16 protein-coding genes are annotated in these 13831 nt (G+C 67.9%); 12 read left to right on the top strand and 4 right to left on the bottom strand.

Annotated elements, in window-relative coordinates; translation table 11 throughout:
• Positions 1-450 precede the first annotated feature (450 nt).
• Positions 451-915: a M23 family metallopeptidase gene (locus BLR21_RS36320; RefSeq protein ID WP_090013754.1), complete on the bottom strand. Its 465-nt coding sequence runs from the start codon at positions 913-915 to the stop codon at positions 451-453.
• A gap of 369 nt (positions 916-1284) precedes the next feature.
• Between BLR21_RS36320 and rpsB the strand changes: the two genes are divergently transcribed.
• The 7 genes from rpsB to BLR21_RS36285 all read left to right on the top strand — a co-directional run bounded on the left by rpsB (position 1285) and on the right by BLR21_RS36285 (position 6623).
• Positions 1285-2127 carry a 30S ribosomal protein S2 gene (gene rpsB / locus BLR21_RS36315; protein ID WP_030479650.1) on the top strand — a complete coding sequence of 281 codons (843 nt, stop codon included), beginning with the start codon at positions 1285-1287 and terminating at the stop codon, positions 2125-2127.
• A gap of 71 nt (positions 2128-2198) precedes the next feature.
• Positions 2199-3014, top strand: coding sequence for a translation elongation factor Ts (tsf, locus tag BLR21_RS36310; protein ID WP_090013752.1), 816 nt, complete (start codon positions 2199-2201; stop codon positions 3012-3014).
• A gap of 202 nt (positions 3015-3216) precedes the next feature.
• Positions 3217-3927, top strand: coding sequence for a UMP kinase (pyrH, locus tag BLR21_RS36305; RefSeq protein ID WP_420843932.1), 711 nt, complete (start codon positions 3217-3219; stop codon positions 3925-3927).
• A gap of 61 nt (positions 3928-3988) precedes the next feature.
• Complete coding sequence (gene frr, locus BLR21_RS36300; RefSeq protein ID WP_090013749.1) at positions 3989-4546, top strand: ribosome recycling factor; 558 nt, start codon at positions 3989-3991, stop codon at positions 4544-4546.
• Positions 4547-4614: 68 nt separating this feature from the next.
• Positions 4615-5478 (top strand): phosphatidate cytidylyltransferase, encoded by an 864-nt coding sequence (locus tag BLR21_RS36295; RefSeq protein ID WP_090013747.1) that lies wholly within the window; start codon positions 4615-4617, stop codon positions 5476-5478.
• 31 nt (positions 5479-5509) lie between these two features.
• On the top strand, positions 5510-6058 hold the full coding sequence (locus BLR21_RS36290; protein WP_176929947.1) for an RNA polymerase sigma factor: 549 nt from the start codon (positions 5510-5512) through the stop codon (positions 6056-6058).
• The gene (locus tag BLR21_RS36285; protein WP_090013741.1) at positions 6045-6623 is read left to right on the top strand and encodes a hypothetical protein; all 579 of its coding nucleotides are present in this window, start codon (positions 6045-6047) and stop codon (positions 6621-6623) included. Before BLR21_RS36290 ends, BLR21_RS36285 begins: the two co-directional genes overlap by 14 nt.
• Here BLR21_RS36285 and BLR21_RS36280 read toward each other — a convergent pair.
• Complete coding sequence (locus BLR21_RS36280; RefSeq protein ID WP_090013738.1) at positions 6620-7438, bottom strand: VOC family protein; 819 nt, start codon at positions 7436-7438, stop codon at positions 6620-6622. The two genes, BLR21_RS36285 and BLR21_RS36280, sit on opposite strands and share 4 nt — an antisense overlap.
• Before the next feature lie 94 nt (positions 7439-7532).
• Here BLR21_RS36280 and BLR21_RS36275 point away from each other — a divergent pair, with 94 nt between their 5' ends.
• Positions 7533-8276, top strand: a complete 744-nt coding sequence (locus tag BLR21_RS36275) for a class I SAM-dependent methyltransferase (protein WP_256335165.1) — start codon at positions 7533-7535, stop codon at positions 8274-8276.
• 37 nt (positions 8277-8313) lie between these two features.
• Positions 8314-9291: an aldo/keto reductase gene (locus tag BLR21_RS36270; RefSeq protein ID WP_090013733.1), complete on the top strand. Its 978-nt coding sequence runs from the start codon at positions 8314-8316 to the stop codon at positions 9289-9291.
• Position 9292: 1 nt separating this feature from the next.
• Here BLR21_RS36270 and BLR21_RS36265 read toward each other — a convergent pair whose 3' ends face one another.
• A complete protein-coding gene (locus tag BLR21_RS36265; protein ID WP_090013730.1) occupies positions 9293-9796 on the bottom strand; it encodes a PadR family transcriptional regulator in 504 nt (167 codons plus the stop codon).
• A gap of 77 nt (positions 9797-9873) precedes the next feature.
• Between BLR21_RS36265 and rlmN the strand changes: the two genes are divergently transcribed.
• The 3 genes from rlmN to BLR21_RS36250 all read left to right on the top strand — a co-directional run bounded on the left by rlmN (position 9874) and on the right by BLR21_RS36250 (position 13346).
• Positions 9874-10980, top strand: coding sequence for a dual-specificity RNA methyltransferase RlmN (gene rlmN, locus BLR21_RS36260; protein ID WP_030479638.1), 1107 nt, complete (start codon positions 9874-9876; stop codon positions 10978-10980).
• A 44-nt stretch (positions 10981-11024) separates the two neighbouring features.
• The gene (locus BLR21_RS36255; RefSeq protein ID WP_090013727.1) at positions 11025-11678 is read left to right on the top strand and encodes a hypothetical protein; all 654 of its coding nucleotides are present in this window, start codon (positions 11025-11027) and stop codon (positions 11676-11678) included.
• 99 nt (positions 11679-11777) lie between these two features.
• On the top strand, positions 11778-13346 hold the full coding sequence (locus tag BLR21_RS36250) for a serine/threonine-protein kinase (protein WP_338061087.1): 1569 nt from the start codon (positions 11778-11780) through the stop codon (positions 13344-13346).
• Between the two features lie 152 nt (positions 13347-13498).
• Here BLR21_RS36250 and BLR21_RS36245 read toward each other — a convergent pair whose 3' ends face one another.
• A complete protein-coding gene (locus BLR21_RS36245) occupies positions 13499-13756 on the bottom strand; it encodes a DUF2631 domain-containing protein (protein WP_090013859.1) in 258 nt (85 codons plus the stop codon).
• Between the last annotated feature and the right edge of the window lie 75 nt (positions 13757-13831).

The following is a 13831-nucleotide window of genomic DNA, read 5'->3' as shown; positions in this document are numbered from 1 at the left end:
CGGCGACCGCCTGCGCCTCGGACTTGCGGGTGGCCGGCGGCCAACGCTGACGGTTTTGTGCGGTGGTGCGGTTGGTGGCGAAGGTGACCTGGTGTTCCGGACGGTGGGCCACCTGGGTGCAAGCGGGCGAGCGCTGGTGGGTGGCCGCGCCGGGGGCCGAACTTGCACGGTGGTCGTCCCGACTGCTGTGGGGTGGGCGCGGTCCGGTGGCGAGCCTTCGCGCCTTGCGGTGGTGCGGTGGCCCTGGGGGCGTTGTGGCGACCCCCGCGGGCGGGTTGGCGTGAGGACAGGTGGCCGGGAGGCGGCCTGGGTGAGCGGGTGGCCGCCTCCCGGCGCCTGACGGGCGCTGCGGCGGGTGTCGGGGTGCGCCGCTGTCCTGCCGCCGGGGGACGGCGGGGAGCGCCCGTGTGGAGCGCCGCGAGGGGTGACGTGCGGCGCGGGCTGGGGCGGCTACGTGGGGGCCGCCAGCGGCAGCAGGCGTACGCGGCCTGAGCTGACCAGGCGGAGCGGGTCCAGGTAGGCGTGGCCTCGGCGGGCGCCCCAGTGCAGGCACGGGGTAGGGCAGTGGCCCGCCTGCAGGTGGCCGATCACCTCCCCCCGGCGGATCGGGCGGCCTGCGGTGACGGCGGGCGTGATCGGTTCGTAGGTCGTGCGCAGGCCGTTGCGGTGCTGGAGCGACACCAGGGTTCTGGCGGCTACCGCGCCTGCGAAGACGACGGTGGCGTCGCCCGCGGCGAGGACTGGGGTGCCGGCCGGTGCGGAGAGGTCGACGCCTCGGTGGCCTGGACCGAACGGGGAGGCGGGGGCCTCGAAGGCGCGCATCACCGGGTGTGGCGGGGGCAGCGGCCACGTGAAGCGGTCGGCCGGCGGGCTCAGGAGCGTGGTGAGCAGCAGTGCGGTGGGGAGGAGGGGCATGGGTCAACGGTCGGCCAGGGGACCCCTGGGGACCAGCGGGTATTGGGAAACTGTGGATTACTCGCCGGTTGTGGACAACTACGCCCTGCGGGGTGGGGGCGATTCGAAGTTTGTCGGGGATGGGGAGTAGACTTTTGGGCGCGTCCCGTCTGTGCGCGGGACGACTTCGCGTGCCAACGCAGATCCGACCGGCTGATCCCAGCAGGGTCGAGTCACGACGTTCGACGGTCCTGACGGTGCAGAGATGCTCCGCGGGTGCGGACGGCGGCAATGGCACCAGGGCTGAGGGCCTACCGGCCTGAGGCGTCAACCGAACCGACGCGCAAAGGCGAGTCCTAGCGCGTCCGACAGATGAGGTGCGAACCGGCCATGGCCGTCGTAACCATGAGGCAGCTGCTTGACAGCGGCGTGCACTTCGGGCATCAGACCCGGCGCTGGAACCCGAAGATGAAGCGTTACATCTTCACCGAGCGCAACGGCATCTACATCATCGACCTGCAGCAGACGCTGACCTACATTGACAGGGCTTTCGAGTTCGTCAAGGAGACGGTCGCGCACGGCGGGTCGATCCTGTTCATCGGCACGAAGAAGCAGGCGCAGGAGGCCATCGCCAACGAGGCGCTCCGCGTCGGCATGCCCTACGTGAACCAGCGCTGGCTGGGCGGCATGCTCACCAACTTCTCGACGGTTCACAAGAGGCTTCAGCGCCTCAAGGAGCTCGAGTCGATGGAGCAGACCGGCGGTTTCCAGGGTTTCACCAAGAAGGAAATCCTGATGATGAACCGTGAGAAGGACAAGCTGGAGCGCACGCTCGGCGGTATCCGCGACATGTCCAAGGTGCCCAGCGCCGTGTGGATCGTGGACACCAAGAAGGAGCACATCGCGGTCGGCGAGGCGCGCAAGCTGAACATCCCGATCGTCGCGATCCTCGACACGAACTGCGACCCGGACGAGGTCGACTACCCGATTCCGGGTAACGACGACGCGATCCGTTCCGCCGCACTGCTGACCAAGGTGGTGGCCGAGGCCGCCGCCGCCGGTCTCATGCAGCGTTCCGGTGCCCGTCGCGACGCCGCTGACGGCCAGGACAAGCCCGAGGTCGCCACCGACGAGCCGCTGGCGGAGTGGGAGCAGGAGCTCCTCACCACCAACGCCGCCGTCGCGACTGAGGCCCCGGCCGAGGCTCCGGCCGAGCAGCCCGTCCAGTCCTGATCTCCCCCACGAGGTGCCCGCGACAAGCGGGCACCTCGTGACCTAAGCGCGTACATCGCAGAAGGAAAACGATGGCGAACTACACCACCGCGGACGTCAAGAAGCTCCGCGAGCTGACCGCCGCCGGCATGATGGACTGCAAGAAGGCGCTGGACGAGGCTGACGGCGACTTCGACAAGGCCGTCGAGATCCTGCGCATCAAGGGCGCCAAGGACGTCGGGAAGCGCGCCGAGCGCACCACGTCCAACGGCCTCGTCGCCGTCAAGGACGGCGCGATGATCGAGCTGCGCTGCGAGACCGACTTCGTGGCCAAGAACGCCGACTTCATCGCCCTGGCAGACGACATCGTCGCGCTCGCCAAGGCGAACAAGGTCGCCGACGTCGACGCCCTCAAGGCCGTCGAGGTCGACGGCAAGACCGTGGACGCGCTGGTCCAGGAGTTCTCCGCCAAGATCGGCGAGAAGCTCGAGCTGGCCAAGGCCGTCGACTTCGACGGCACCGTCTCGGTCTACCTGCACAAGCGCGCTGCCGACCTGCCGCCCGCGGTGGGCGTCCTGGTCGAGTACACCGGCGACAACGCCGAGGTCGCCAAGGGTGCCGCGATGCAGATCGCCGCGATGCGCCCGAAGTTCGTCACCCGTGACGAGGTCCCCGAGGAGCTCGTCGCCAACGAGCGTCGCATCGCCGAGGAGACCGCTCGCGAGGAGGGCAAGCCCGAGGGCGCGCTCCCCAAGATCGTCGAGGGTCGCGTCAACGGCTTCTTCAAGGACGTCGTGCTCACCGAGCAGGCTTCCGTGACGGACAGCAAGAAGACGGTCAAGGCTCTTCTGGACGAGGCCGGCGTGACGGTTACCCGTTTCGCTCGGTTCGAGGTCGGCCAGAGCTGATTCGCATGAGGGCGGGGTTGCGGGTACCAGCGACCCCGCCCTTGGCGTGTCTACAGAAGGCTTCACTCGGGGTGCGGTGTGTTCGCGGGAAGCGCGAACCGGGTCGTTCCGCGCAACAGCGGGGGACACCCCCGCACCCCCGGCCCAAGGTCAAAGGAGAGGACCTGTGAGCGAAGAAGGTAGCCACGGCTACAGCCGGGTGATGCTCAAGCTCGGCGGCGAGATGTTCGGCGGTGGTGGCGTCGGCGTCGATCCCGACGTCGTCCAGACAGTCTCCCGGCAGATCGCGGCCATCCACAGGTCCGGCGTGCAGGTGGCCGTCGTGATCGGTGGCGGCAACTTCTTCCGGGGGTCCGAGCTCCAGCAACGCGGGATGGACCGGTCGCGCGCCGACTACATGGGCATGCTCGGCACGGTCATGAACTGCCTGGCGCTGCAGGACTTCCTCGAGCGCGAACACGGCATCGACACGCGCGTGCAGACCTCCATCCAGATGACGCAGGTCGCCGAGTCCTACATCCCGCGCCGCGCGATGCGTCACCTCGAGAAGAAGCGCGTCGTGATCTTCGGCGGTGGCGCCGGCCTGCCGTACTTCTCCACGGACACCACGGCCGCCCAGCGCGCGCTGGAGATCGGCTGCGAGATCGTCCTGATGGCCAAGGCCGTCGACGGCGTCTACACCGCCGACCCCAAGATCGACCCGGACGCGCTGATGTTCGACAACATCACCCATCGCGAGGTGCTGGAGCGCGGTCTCAACGTCGCCGACGCCACGGCCTTCAGCCTCTGCATGGACAACAACATGCCGATCCTCGTCTTCAACCTCCTCACCGAGGGGAACATCGCACGCGCGGTGCGTGGTGAGAAGATCGGAACTCTGGTCAGCACCCCCGGTGGCCGCCCGGCCTTCTAGACCTGGTGGGATCTCTCCAGGACCGGGAATTGGGCACGTACACGCAGAGCAAGGAGCAGTCGTGATCGACGAGACCCTCCTCGACGCCGAGGAGAAGATGGAAAAGGCGGTTTCGGTCGCGAAGGAGAACCTCTCCTCCGTTCGAACCGGTCGTGCGACTCCCTCGATGTTCAACCGCATCCACATCGACTACTACGGCTCCATGACGCCGCTGAACCAGATGGCCAGCATCACGGTCCCCGAAGCGCGCATGGCGGTCGTGAAGCCGTACGACGCGGGCCAGCTGAACGCCATCGAGAAGGCGATCCGGGACTCCGACCTGGGCCTCAACCCGAGCAACGACGGTTCGATCATCCGCATCGTCATCCCGCAGCTCTCCGAGGAGCGCCGCCGGGACATGGTGAAGGTCGCGAAGTCGAAGGGCGAGGACGCGAAGGTCGCCCTGCGCGGCGTCCGTCGCAAGGCGAAGGAAGAGATCGACAAGCTCGTCAAGGACGGCGAGGTCGGCGAGGACGACGGCGCGCGTGGTGAGAAGGAGCTCGAGGCTCTGACCCACCGCTACGTCGCGCAGGTCGAAGAGCTCGTGAAGCACAAGGAAGCCGAACTTCTCGAAGTCTGATGTTCCACTGATGGTTCGCCCGGCCGAGTCGCCGCAGGCGTGATTGCCCAGGCCGGGCGGAGGTCTTGATGGGAGCACAGGTGGCAGGCGGTCCCGCGGACGTCCCCACGTCGAAGCCGTCGCGCGCCGGACGTGATCTGCGCGCGGCGATCCTGGTCGGCGCCGGGCTCGGCGCCATGATCATCGTGTCGCTGCTGACCGTCAAGGAGACCTTCATCGGCATCGTCGCGGCCGCCGCGGCGGTGTCGACGTGGGAGATAGCGAACGCCTTCAAGAAGGCCGGCATCAACATCGCCCTGTGGCCGGCGTTGATCGGCGGCCAGGCGATCATCTGGCTGTCGTGGCCGCTCGAGCGCTCCGGCATGATGACCGCCTTCGTGGTCACCGTGCTGGTGTGCATGATCTGGCGGTTCCGCGGCGGTTCCGACGGCTACCTGCGTGATCTGAGCGCCTCGGTGTTCACCATCGCGTACATCTCGTTGTTCGCGGCGTTCGCGGCCATGCTCGTGGTCCCCGACGACGGCGCGGGTCGTGCGTTCGCGTTCATCATCGGTGTCGTGCTGTCGGACGTCGGCGGCTACGCGGCCGGTGTCTTCCTCGGCAAGCACCCGATGGCGCCGACGATCAGCCCGAAGAAGTCCTGGGAGGGCTTCGCCGGTTCGCTGACCGCGGGCGCGGTCGGCGGCGCGATCACGGTGACGACGCTGCTCGACGGCCAGTGGTGGCAGGGCGCGTTGTTCGGTGCCGTGCTCGTCGTCACGGCCACCGCGGGCGACCTGGTCGAGTCGCTGATCAAGCGTGACCTCGGCATCAAGGACATGGGCACGCTGCTGCCCGGCCACGGCGGCCTGATGGACCGGATGGACTCGCTCCTCCCGTCCGCTGTCGCCTCCTGGCTCCTGCTGCACCTCTTCGTGCCGCCGTCCCTGTGACGTTTTCCGCGCAACGCCGCAAGCAATGGTTGTGAGAGACCACGAGGCACTTGCGGCGTTCGAGCGGATCTACCGCGCGAACGTCGGCGCGATCACCCGATATTTCGCCAGGCGGTGCGTCGACCCGCAGCTCGTGGCCGACCTGACCGCGGACACGTTCGTCCGCGCGATCACGTCGTTCCCGACGTTCGACTCCTCCCGGGGGACGGCGGCGAGCTGGCTGTACGGCATCGCCCGCAAGACCTTCTCCGCGCACTGCGAACAGTCGGCCCGCGGCACCGAACTGGTGCGTCGTGTCGGCGGCAGGCGTGAGCTCAGCCGCGACGAACTGGCTGAGCTGGAAGAGCGGATCGACGCCGAACAACGCGGCCGCCTGCTGCTCGAACGGCTGGAGACGCTGCCCGACGTCGAACGGGAAGCGATCGAGCTCGTGCACCTCGATGGTCTCGCACCCAAGGAAGCGGCCGAAGCGCTCGGCGTGCCGAAAGGGGCGATGCGGACTCGGCTGTATCGCGCCATGACACGCATGCGCGAGGTCGTCCGCGACGAGGTGGAGGTGCAGGCAAATGAGCAAGTTTGAGGACAGCCTGTGGGCTGACATGCAGCGTGAGCACGGACAGTCGTTGCTGCAGAGCATGGCGAAGCACCGAAGCAGGCGCACGGCGCGATGGATCGGTGCGGCAGCTGCGGTAGCCGTGCTTGGGACAGGTGCGTTGGCGGCGTCGACCTACTTCGGCGGCGCGCCGCCCGCTTACGCCGTGGTGGACAACCCGGACGGCTCTGTGACGCTCACCGTCCGGGAATTCGGTCGGTTCAAGGAGGCCACCGAGAAGCTGCGTGAGCACGGCATCTCGGCAATGGTCGTGCCCGTGCTGCCGGACTGCGCGGACAAGCGGCCCCAGGTCGACCCACCACGGCGAGGACTGATTCCGTTCAAGGACGTGAGGCAGGTGAACGGCGAAGCCACGCTCACGATCGTTCCTGAAGCCATCCTGCCGAACAGCGTGCTGGCGATCGGCACGGTCAACGAAGGCAACGGCAGGTTTGGGACCCTCGTCATGGGGATGTACTCACGCGGCCAAGGGCCGACGTGTCTGCAGTACAACCCGCCGTCGCCGGGGCCGCTGCCGACGATCTCGCGCTAGTCGTCGAACGGGTCGTCCACCGCGATCCGAGGCTCGGCTTCGATCACGCGGGACTGGTCGATCACGGAGAAGGCCATTCCCGCGTGGTCCTCGACGACGGTGATGCGTCCGAACGGAGTGTCGTAGGGCTCGACGGTCACCCGGCCGCCGAGCTCCAGCACCCGGTACGCCACCGAGTCGGTGCCGATCTCGGGCGCCGCGTTGAAGTACACCATCCAGTGGGAGCGCTCTCCGTACGGAAACTCGCGCCCCATCTTCTGCCGGCCGATCACCTCGGTGCCCTCGACGGACCAGGACGCGTAGTCCAGCCGCTGCCCGTCGCCGATCTGCGTGATGTCGTAGTGGCACAGCTCGCCGAAGAACTCGTCGGCAACCGCCCCGTCACGGGTGTTCAGCTCGGCCCACGCGTACGCGCCGTGCCCGCCCGTGCCGAACCGCCAGTCCGGTGGCACGTGCCGAAAGCCGACGACCGCGCCGGTCGGGTCGGCGATCACCGTGCTCTGCGTGTGGTCGGCTGCGTCCTCGGGGTTGCGCAGCACCGACCCGCCGAGGTGGAAAGCCTTCTCCGCGGTAGCGCGCGCATGTGGTGTGACCAGGTATAACCGCCAAGCATCCGGATCACCCTGCGGCAGTCCGGCGACGGGGACGCCGTCCACCATCGCCACCGTGTAGCCGGCGTCGTCCGCGTAGTGCCAGCCGAACAGGCCGGTGTAGAACTCGATCGCGCCTTTGAGGTCGTCGACGGTTCGCTCGACCCAGCACGGACTTCCGGACAACAACGGCGCGAGCTGGGGCGTGTTGGGCGCGATCGACACTGCCGCCTCCTGCAGGAAAGAGATGCCAACACGCTACGCCGTGATTGGACGAATTCGTACGGTCACAGTCAAACGGAGGTCCTACAGTGGCGTCGTGAGGGGATTCGTGCGGGCGGCGTTGAACGCGGTGCGTCCGGCAGACGTCGTGCCAAGTCCGAACATCTGGCACTGGCCCGACGTGTACGAGATCGAGAACCGCGCGCAGGACGTCCACGGGGCGATTTGGGCGGCGTTAAGCGAAGAATGCCCGTTTAGCGCAAAGGACGTCGTCGACGTCGGCTGCGGCGACGGATTCCACCTGCCGCTCTTCGCTCAGGCGGCGAAGTCCGTCACGGGCGTGGAACCCCACCCGCCGTTGGTGGTGCGCGCCAAGCACCGCGTGGCCTCGTTGCCGAACGTCCGCGTCGTTTCCGGTCCCGCACAAGGTTTGCCACTGGACGACGCCTCCGCCGATCTCGTGCACGCCCGCACTGCCTACTTCTTCGGGCCTGGCTGCGAGCCGGGCCTGCGCGAGGCGGACCGGGTGCTGCGGCCCGGAGGTGCTTTGGCGATCGTGGACTTGGACGGCTCGGCCGATCCGTACGGGCCGTGGCTGTGCGCCGACGAACCGCGCTACGACCCGGCCGCGGTCGAGAAGTTCTTCGCGGACAACGGGTTCTCGCTGCGACGCGTTACCGCGGAATGGCGTTTCGAGAAGCGCGAGGACCTGGAAGCCGTGCTGCGCATCGAATTCTCCGCGACGGTGGCCGAAAGGGCGATCGCGTCCGTGGACGGGCTGAGCTTTCCGGTCGGCTATCGGCTGCACGTCCGGCACAAGCCGAAAGGGCTGATCCTGTGATCTGTCCCTGAAGGTGGCGGGGACTAGGCTCAGGTTCGTGGAGAAGCGAAACGCAGGCAGGTTGAACCGCCAGGTCGGCGTCGTGGGGCTGGGTTGCTGGCAGCTCGGCGCCGACTGGGGCGAGGTGGACGAGAGCGACGCGCTCGCGTTGCTGCACGCCGCGGCCGACACGGGAGTCGACTTCTTCGACACCGCCGACGTGTACGGCGACGGTCGCAGTGAGACGCTCGTCGGGCGGTTTCTGAAGGAGCGCAAGGACGACGGGGTGTTCGTCGCCACGAAGATGGGGCGGCGGCTGCCGGCGCAGGTCGCTGAGGGGTACAGCCGGGAGAACTTCCTCGCGTGGAACGACCGGAGCCGCCGCAACTTGGGTGTCGACACGTTGGACCTCGTGCAGTTGCACTGTCCGCCTACTGCGGTTTACAGCCGTGACGAGGTGTACGACACCTTGGATGAGATGGTTGAGCAGCAACGGATTGCTGCCTACGGCGTGTCTGTGGAGAAGGTCGAGGAGGCGTTGGAGGCGATCCGGCGCCCGCACGTGGCGAGCGTGCAGATCATCCTGAACGCGTTCCGGCTCAAGCCTCTCGAAGAGGTGCTGCCCCAGGCCGCCGAGGCGGGGGTCGCGATCATCGCGCGGGTGCCGCTCGCTTCCGGGTTGCTAACCGGGAAGTACGACAAGGCAACGACTTTCGGTGCGGACGATCACCGCAACTACAACCGCAACGGTGAGGCCTTCGACGTCGGCGAGACCTTCTCCGGGGTGCCCTACGAGGTTGGCCTGGAGGCCGTTGAGCGGCTCCGGCCGTTGGTGCCGGAAGGCGCCACGATGGCGCAGTTCGCGCTCAGGTGGATCGTGGACCAGTCCGGCGTCACGGTGGTGATTCCCGGTGCTCGCAACGTGGAGCAGGCACGGGCCAACTCGCAGGCGGCCTCGCTCGAACCGGTGGACGGCAAGGCTGTCGCCGAGGTGTACGACGAACTGATCCGGCCGCACGTGCACGACCGGTGGTAGGTCACTCCTCGGCGAGGATGGCGTACAGCTTGCGCCGCAGCTCGTTGTAGAGCTCGACCGCGCGGGTCTTCTGCTCGGGCGTGCCCGCGTGGGAGATCTGCTCCGTCGCAGCGCCCAGCAGCCGGACGGCTGTGCGCAGTTCGCCGTCGACCGGGTCGAGCTGGATCTCGATGTCGCGCCAGGGCGGAGCCGGATGCTCCGTCCTGCCGTGTTCGGTGAGGTTGAACAGCTTCTTGCCTCCGTCTTCCGCTGCGGAGACGAGGCCTTCGTCGGCGAGCATCTGCAGCGTCGGGTAGACCGAGCCGGGGCTCGGGCTCCACACGCCGCCGGTGCGCCTGGCGATCTCCTGAATGATCTCGTAGCCGTGCATCGGCCGTTCTGCCAGCAAGGACAGCACCGCCGCCCGGACGTTGCCGCGCCTCTGGCGGCCGCCCCTGCCGCCGCCCCCGAAGGGTCCGTGGCGGTGCCTGTGGTGGTGATCTCTGTGGTGTGGTTTCATCATCATGTCGCTAACGATATATCGGAACCTATCGCGATGCAACGGTCTTGTGTTGGTGAAGTTCGTGGGACACTAGATGTGCTATGACCTCGCTTCCCCTTGTCTTCGACGCGCCCAAGCGCGGCCTGCCGCCGCGCCACCTGGTCGACCTCTCGCCCGCCCAACGCGCGGAAGCCGTTGCGGCGCTTGGTGAGAAGCCGTTCCGGGCCAAGCAGCTGTCGAACCACTACTTCAGCCGCCTGACCGTCGACCCCGCCGAGATGACGGACATCCCGGCGACGACGCGCGACAAGCTGGTGGCCGACCTGATGCCGCCGTTGTTCACGGTCGTGCGCAAGGTCACTGCCGACGAAGGCACCACGTCGAAGACGCTGCTGCGCGCGCACGACGGCACGCTCATCGAGTCCGTGCTCATGCGCTACCCGGACCGGGCGACGTTGTGCATCTCGTCGCAGGCCGGCTGTGGCATGGCCTGCCCGTTCTGCGCGACCGGCCAGGGCGGCCTGCAGCGCAACCTGTCGACCGCGGAGATCGTGGACCAGGTGCGCCTCGGTGCCGCCGCCATGCGTGACGGCGACCTGCCCGGCGGTCCCGGCAGGCTGTCGAACATCGTCTTCATGGGCATGGGCGAGCCGCTCGCGAACTACAAGCGCATCCTCGAGGCCGTCCACCGCATCTGCGACCCGGCGCCGGACGGCCTGGGCATCTCGCAGCGCCACGTGACGGTGTCGACGGTCGGTCTCGTGCCCGCGATCAAGAAGCTGACCGAGGAGGACCTGCAGGTCCGCCTCGCGGTGTCGCTGCACACGCCGGACGACGAGCTGCGCGACACGTTGGTGCCGGTCAACACGAAGTGGAACGTCTCCGAGGTGCTGGAGGCGGCGCGCGGGTACGCGGACAAGACCGGTCGCCGCGTCAGCATCGAGTACGCGCTGATCCGCGACATCAACGACCAGGGCTGGCGTGCGGATCTTCTGGGGAAGAAGCTGCGCAAGCACCTTGGGCAGCTCGTGCACGTGAACCTGATCCCGCTGAACCCGACGCCGGGCAGCAAGTGGGACGCGTCGCCGAAGCCGGTGGAGCGGGAGTTCGTGCGGCGGGTTCGCGAGCAGGGTGTCGAGTGCACCGTGCGGGACACGCGCGGGCAGGAGATCGCGGCCGCCTGCGGTCAGCTCGCCGCCGAGGGCTGAATTCGCTAGCTCGAACCGCTGACCTGGCGTTACCGTTCCCCGCGATGAAACTCGAAGGGGCACGGTGGCGCACGCTCGTCAGCACGGTCCGGCTGGGGCGGGACGAGTACCGGGTGGTGCGGCCCGCCAAGCCGCTGAAACACGCGCCGATGTACGACACGTACGACGCGTATTGCGGCGTGCAGGTGATCGTGGACAAAGCGGCGGCCCTTGAACTCGCGTTGGCGTGGGAGTTCGCCATGCGGTCGCCCAGAACGTTGGTGTATCTGCCTTTGCGCGAGACCGAGTGGGAGTGCAGGGGGCTCGGGGACGGCGATGAGCCATTGCTGGACCTTGTGTTGATGCACCACAGCCTCGGCTTTCCGCCGTCACGGTGGAAAGAGGTGCGGGCACGGCTCGGGCGGGGCAGGCCGCACACCGTCCACAGCAGGGGGTTCCCGCCGCTCGACGAGCTGCTGACGCCGGACCACCAGCCACTGCGCCGCGCGTACCGCGAAGTTGTGCGGCATCACTTCGCGGCGGACACGCTGTTCCTCACCGGGAGCTGGAAAGCGTTCGCGCTCAGCGGAGACGAGTGGCGACGGTTCGTCGAGGACGGGCCCCGGTACATGCACGAGAATCCCGGTGACCATTGCTGTGCGGAGATCGCGATGCATGTCGTCTACTGCGACGAGCACCGGGTCAGTTCGAAAGTCTGACGGCGTGTGACTAGGGCTACAGCGCTCGAAAGGTGAGAAAGGCCCCCGCCCAGACACACGCGGAGGCCGACCCAACCAGAGCGGCTACCATGCGGGCTCGTGGGGGAAGACACGAGGCTCGTCGCGGGCAGATACGCGATGCTCAGAGAGCTCGGCCGGGGCGGCATGGGGGTCGTCTGGCTCGCCGAGGACAGAGTCATCGGACGGCAGGTCGCGCTCAAGGAGCTGCGGACCACCGAGACCGAGCGGGTGCTGCGGGAGGCCCGCACGGCAGGCCGCCTGAACAGTCCGAACGTCGTCGGCATCTACGACGTCATCGTCGAGCACGGTGTGACGTACCTGGTCATGGAGCTCGTCGAGGCGCCCACGCTCTCCGAGGTCATGACGCGCAGGAGCCTCACCGAGGACGAGGTCGCGAACATCGGCCTGCAAACGCTCAACGCGCTGGAGGCGGCGCACGCCGCGGGCATCGTGCATCGGGACGTAAAGCCCAGCAACATCATGGTGCTGTCCGACGGACGCGTGAAGCTCGCCGACTTCGGCATCGCCCGTGCGATGGACGACCCGGGACTGACGGCGACCGGCGGCATCATGGGTTCGCCCGGTTACATGGCGCCGGAGCTGTTCGCGGGCAAGCAGCCGTCACCGGCGAGCGACCTGTGGGCCTTGGGCGCCACCATGTTCCACGCCGTCGAGGGCCGTTCGCCGTTCCAGCGCGACACGACCGCGGCCACGATGCACGCGATCATGTACGAGGAGCCGGTCCTCCAGCGCACCAGGGGCCCGCTCGCCGACACGATCATGGCGCTGCTGAGCCAGGACGACACGAGGCGGCTCACGGCGGCTCAGTTGCGGGGACGGCTCAGCGGCGCCACGACGGTGGTCAAGCCGCTGTCGCCGTCTGAGCAGACCGTCGTCATCGGACCGGTCACGAGCTACGTCACGCCGAACGCGCCGACACAGGCGGACTGGGACGAGAAACCCAGGTCCCGCAAGAAGATCGGCATCTTCGCCGGTGCCGCGGCCGCAGTCGTGGTGATCGCACTCGCCGCGGTCTTCCTGATCAAGCCGGAGACACGGCAGGGCGAGGCGGTGGCCGCGCAACAGGGACCGGCCTCGGACCAGCCGTCCTCCACGGCGAGCAGCGCGCCGTCCAGCACGGTCTTCAGCAGCAGCAGTGCCGCCCCGAGCAGCAGCGTGGCACCGTCGTCATCGCAGGCGTCGAAGCCCGCCCAGACCACGCAGCCGACCCAGTCCTCGCAGCAGACCACGCAGCCGAAGCCGCCGCGCGAGACGCTCGCGTTCTCCCGCTACCGCAATGGAAAGGGCTGGCACTACAGCGGAACGCCGAACATCGGCGTTCCGGCCGGCTTCACGGTCGAGAACACCGGCGGCCTCGGCAAGCTCCTCGCGAAGCAGGAGGCGAACACCAAGCCGCTGTACAGCTGCGTCGTCAACAACTCGGAGGACCGCATGACGTCGGCTTCTCCCACGTGCGAGGGACAGCAGCGCTACGGCGGTGTGCTCGGCTACATCTTCACTGCCAAGCCCAGCGACGTGAACACGTTGGTGCTCCACCGTTGCAACATGGGCGGCCACCACTTCGACTCGGTGGCGGGCTGCGAGGGGTACACGAAGGAGTTCGTGCAGGGCTGGGTGCTCGCGTGATCAGCGGATGGTAGCGGGCTCCAGACCGATGAGCTGGTCGAGTCGGGCTCAGGGGTGCACGTCGACGCCACGTTCCCGCTGGAAGACGCCGGAAAAGAACATGCCCTGGGCGGGACGGGCCGCACCCAGGGCAAGATCGTGCTGGAGACCTTCTAGCGGCGCCAGGGCTTCTTGCTGCGCGCGGCGTCCCACACCAGGAAGGCGATGATCGAGACCCCGGTGACGACGAGGAAGATGTCCTCGGTCTTGCCGTGGTGGTTGCCGATCAGCATCAGGAAGCAGAAGATCGCCGAGAGCCAGCCCGCGATGCGGGTGCCCTTGGGGAACGTGCCGTGCCAGCCCCACTCGTGCGACGGCTCCTCGTGAGGGTCGACGGCAGGACGCTTGTCCAGTTCCGAGGACGTAGCCACGGTTTCCTCCACTGCTCATCCGGATTACGAAGCCATCGTCGCACATGACGGTGAGCACTGAGGTGTGAGGTACGC

The organism is Lentzea albidocapillata subsp. violacea (assembly GCF_900100275.1).
GTDB classification, from domain to species: domain Bacteria; phylum Actinomycetota; class Actinomycetes; order Mycobacteriales; family Pseudonocardiaceae; genus Lentzea; species Lentzea violacea.
The sequence above is the reverse complement of the archived record's forward strand: the minus strand, read 5'-3'. Positions and strand labels throughout refer to the sequence as shown.

What these genes read in the sequence shown, in the direction of transcription:
- BLR21_RS36320 (WP_090013754.1), bottom strand. Translation starts at nt 915, where the DNA reads ATGCCCCTCCTCCCCACCGCACTGCTGCTCACCACGCTCCTGAGCCCG.
- rpsB (WP_030479650.1), top strand. Translation starts at nt 1,285, where the DNA reads ATGGCCGTCGTAACCATGAGGCAGCTGCTTGACAGCGGCGTGCACTTC.
- tsf (WP_090013752.1), top strand. Translation starts at nt 2,199, where the DNA reads ATGGCGAACTACACCACCGCGGACGTCAAGAAGCTCCGCGAGCTGACC.
- pyrH (WP_420843932.1), top strand. Translation starts at nt 3,217, where the DNA reads ATGCTCAAGCTCGGCGGCGAGATGTTCGGCGGTGGTGGCGTCGGCGTC.
- BLR21_RS36295 (WP_090013747.1), top strand. Translation starts at nt 4,615, where the DNA reads ATGGGAGCACAGGTGGCAGGCGGTCCCGCGGACGTCCCCACGTCGAAG.
- BLR21_RS36285 (WP_090013741.1), top strand. Translation starts at nt 6,045, where the DNA reads ATGAGCAAGTTTGAGGACAGCCTGTGGGCTGACATGCAGCGTGAGCAC.
- BLR21_RS36265 (WP_090013730.1), bottom strand. Translation starts at nt 9,796, where the DNA reads ATGATGATGAAACCACACCACAGAGATCACCACCACAGGCACCGCCAC.
- rlmN (WP_030479638.1), top strand. Translation starts at nt 9,874, where the DNA reads ATGACCTCGCTTCCCCTTGTCTTCGACGCGCCCAAGCGCGGCCTGCCG.
- BLR21_RS36255 (WP_090013727.1), top strand. Translation starts at nt 11,025, where the DNA reads ATGAAACTCGAAGGGGCACGGTGGCGCACGCTCGTCAGCACGGTCCGG.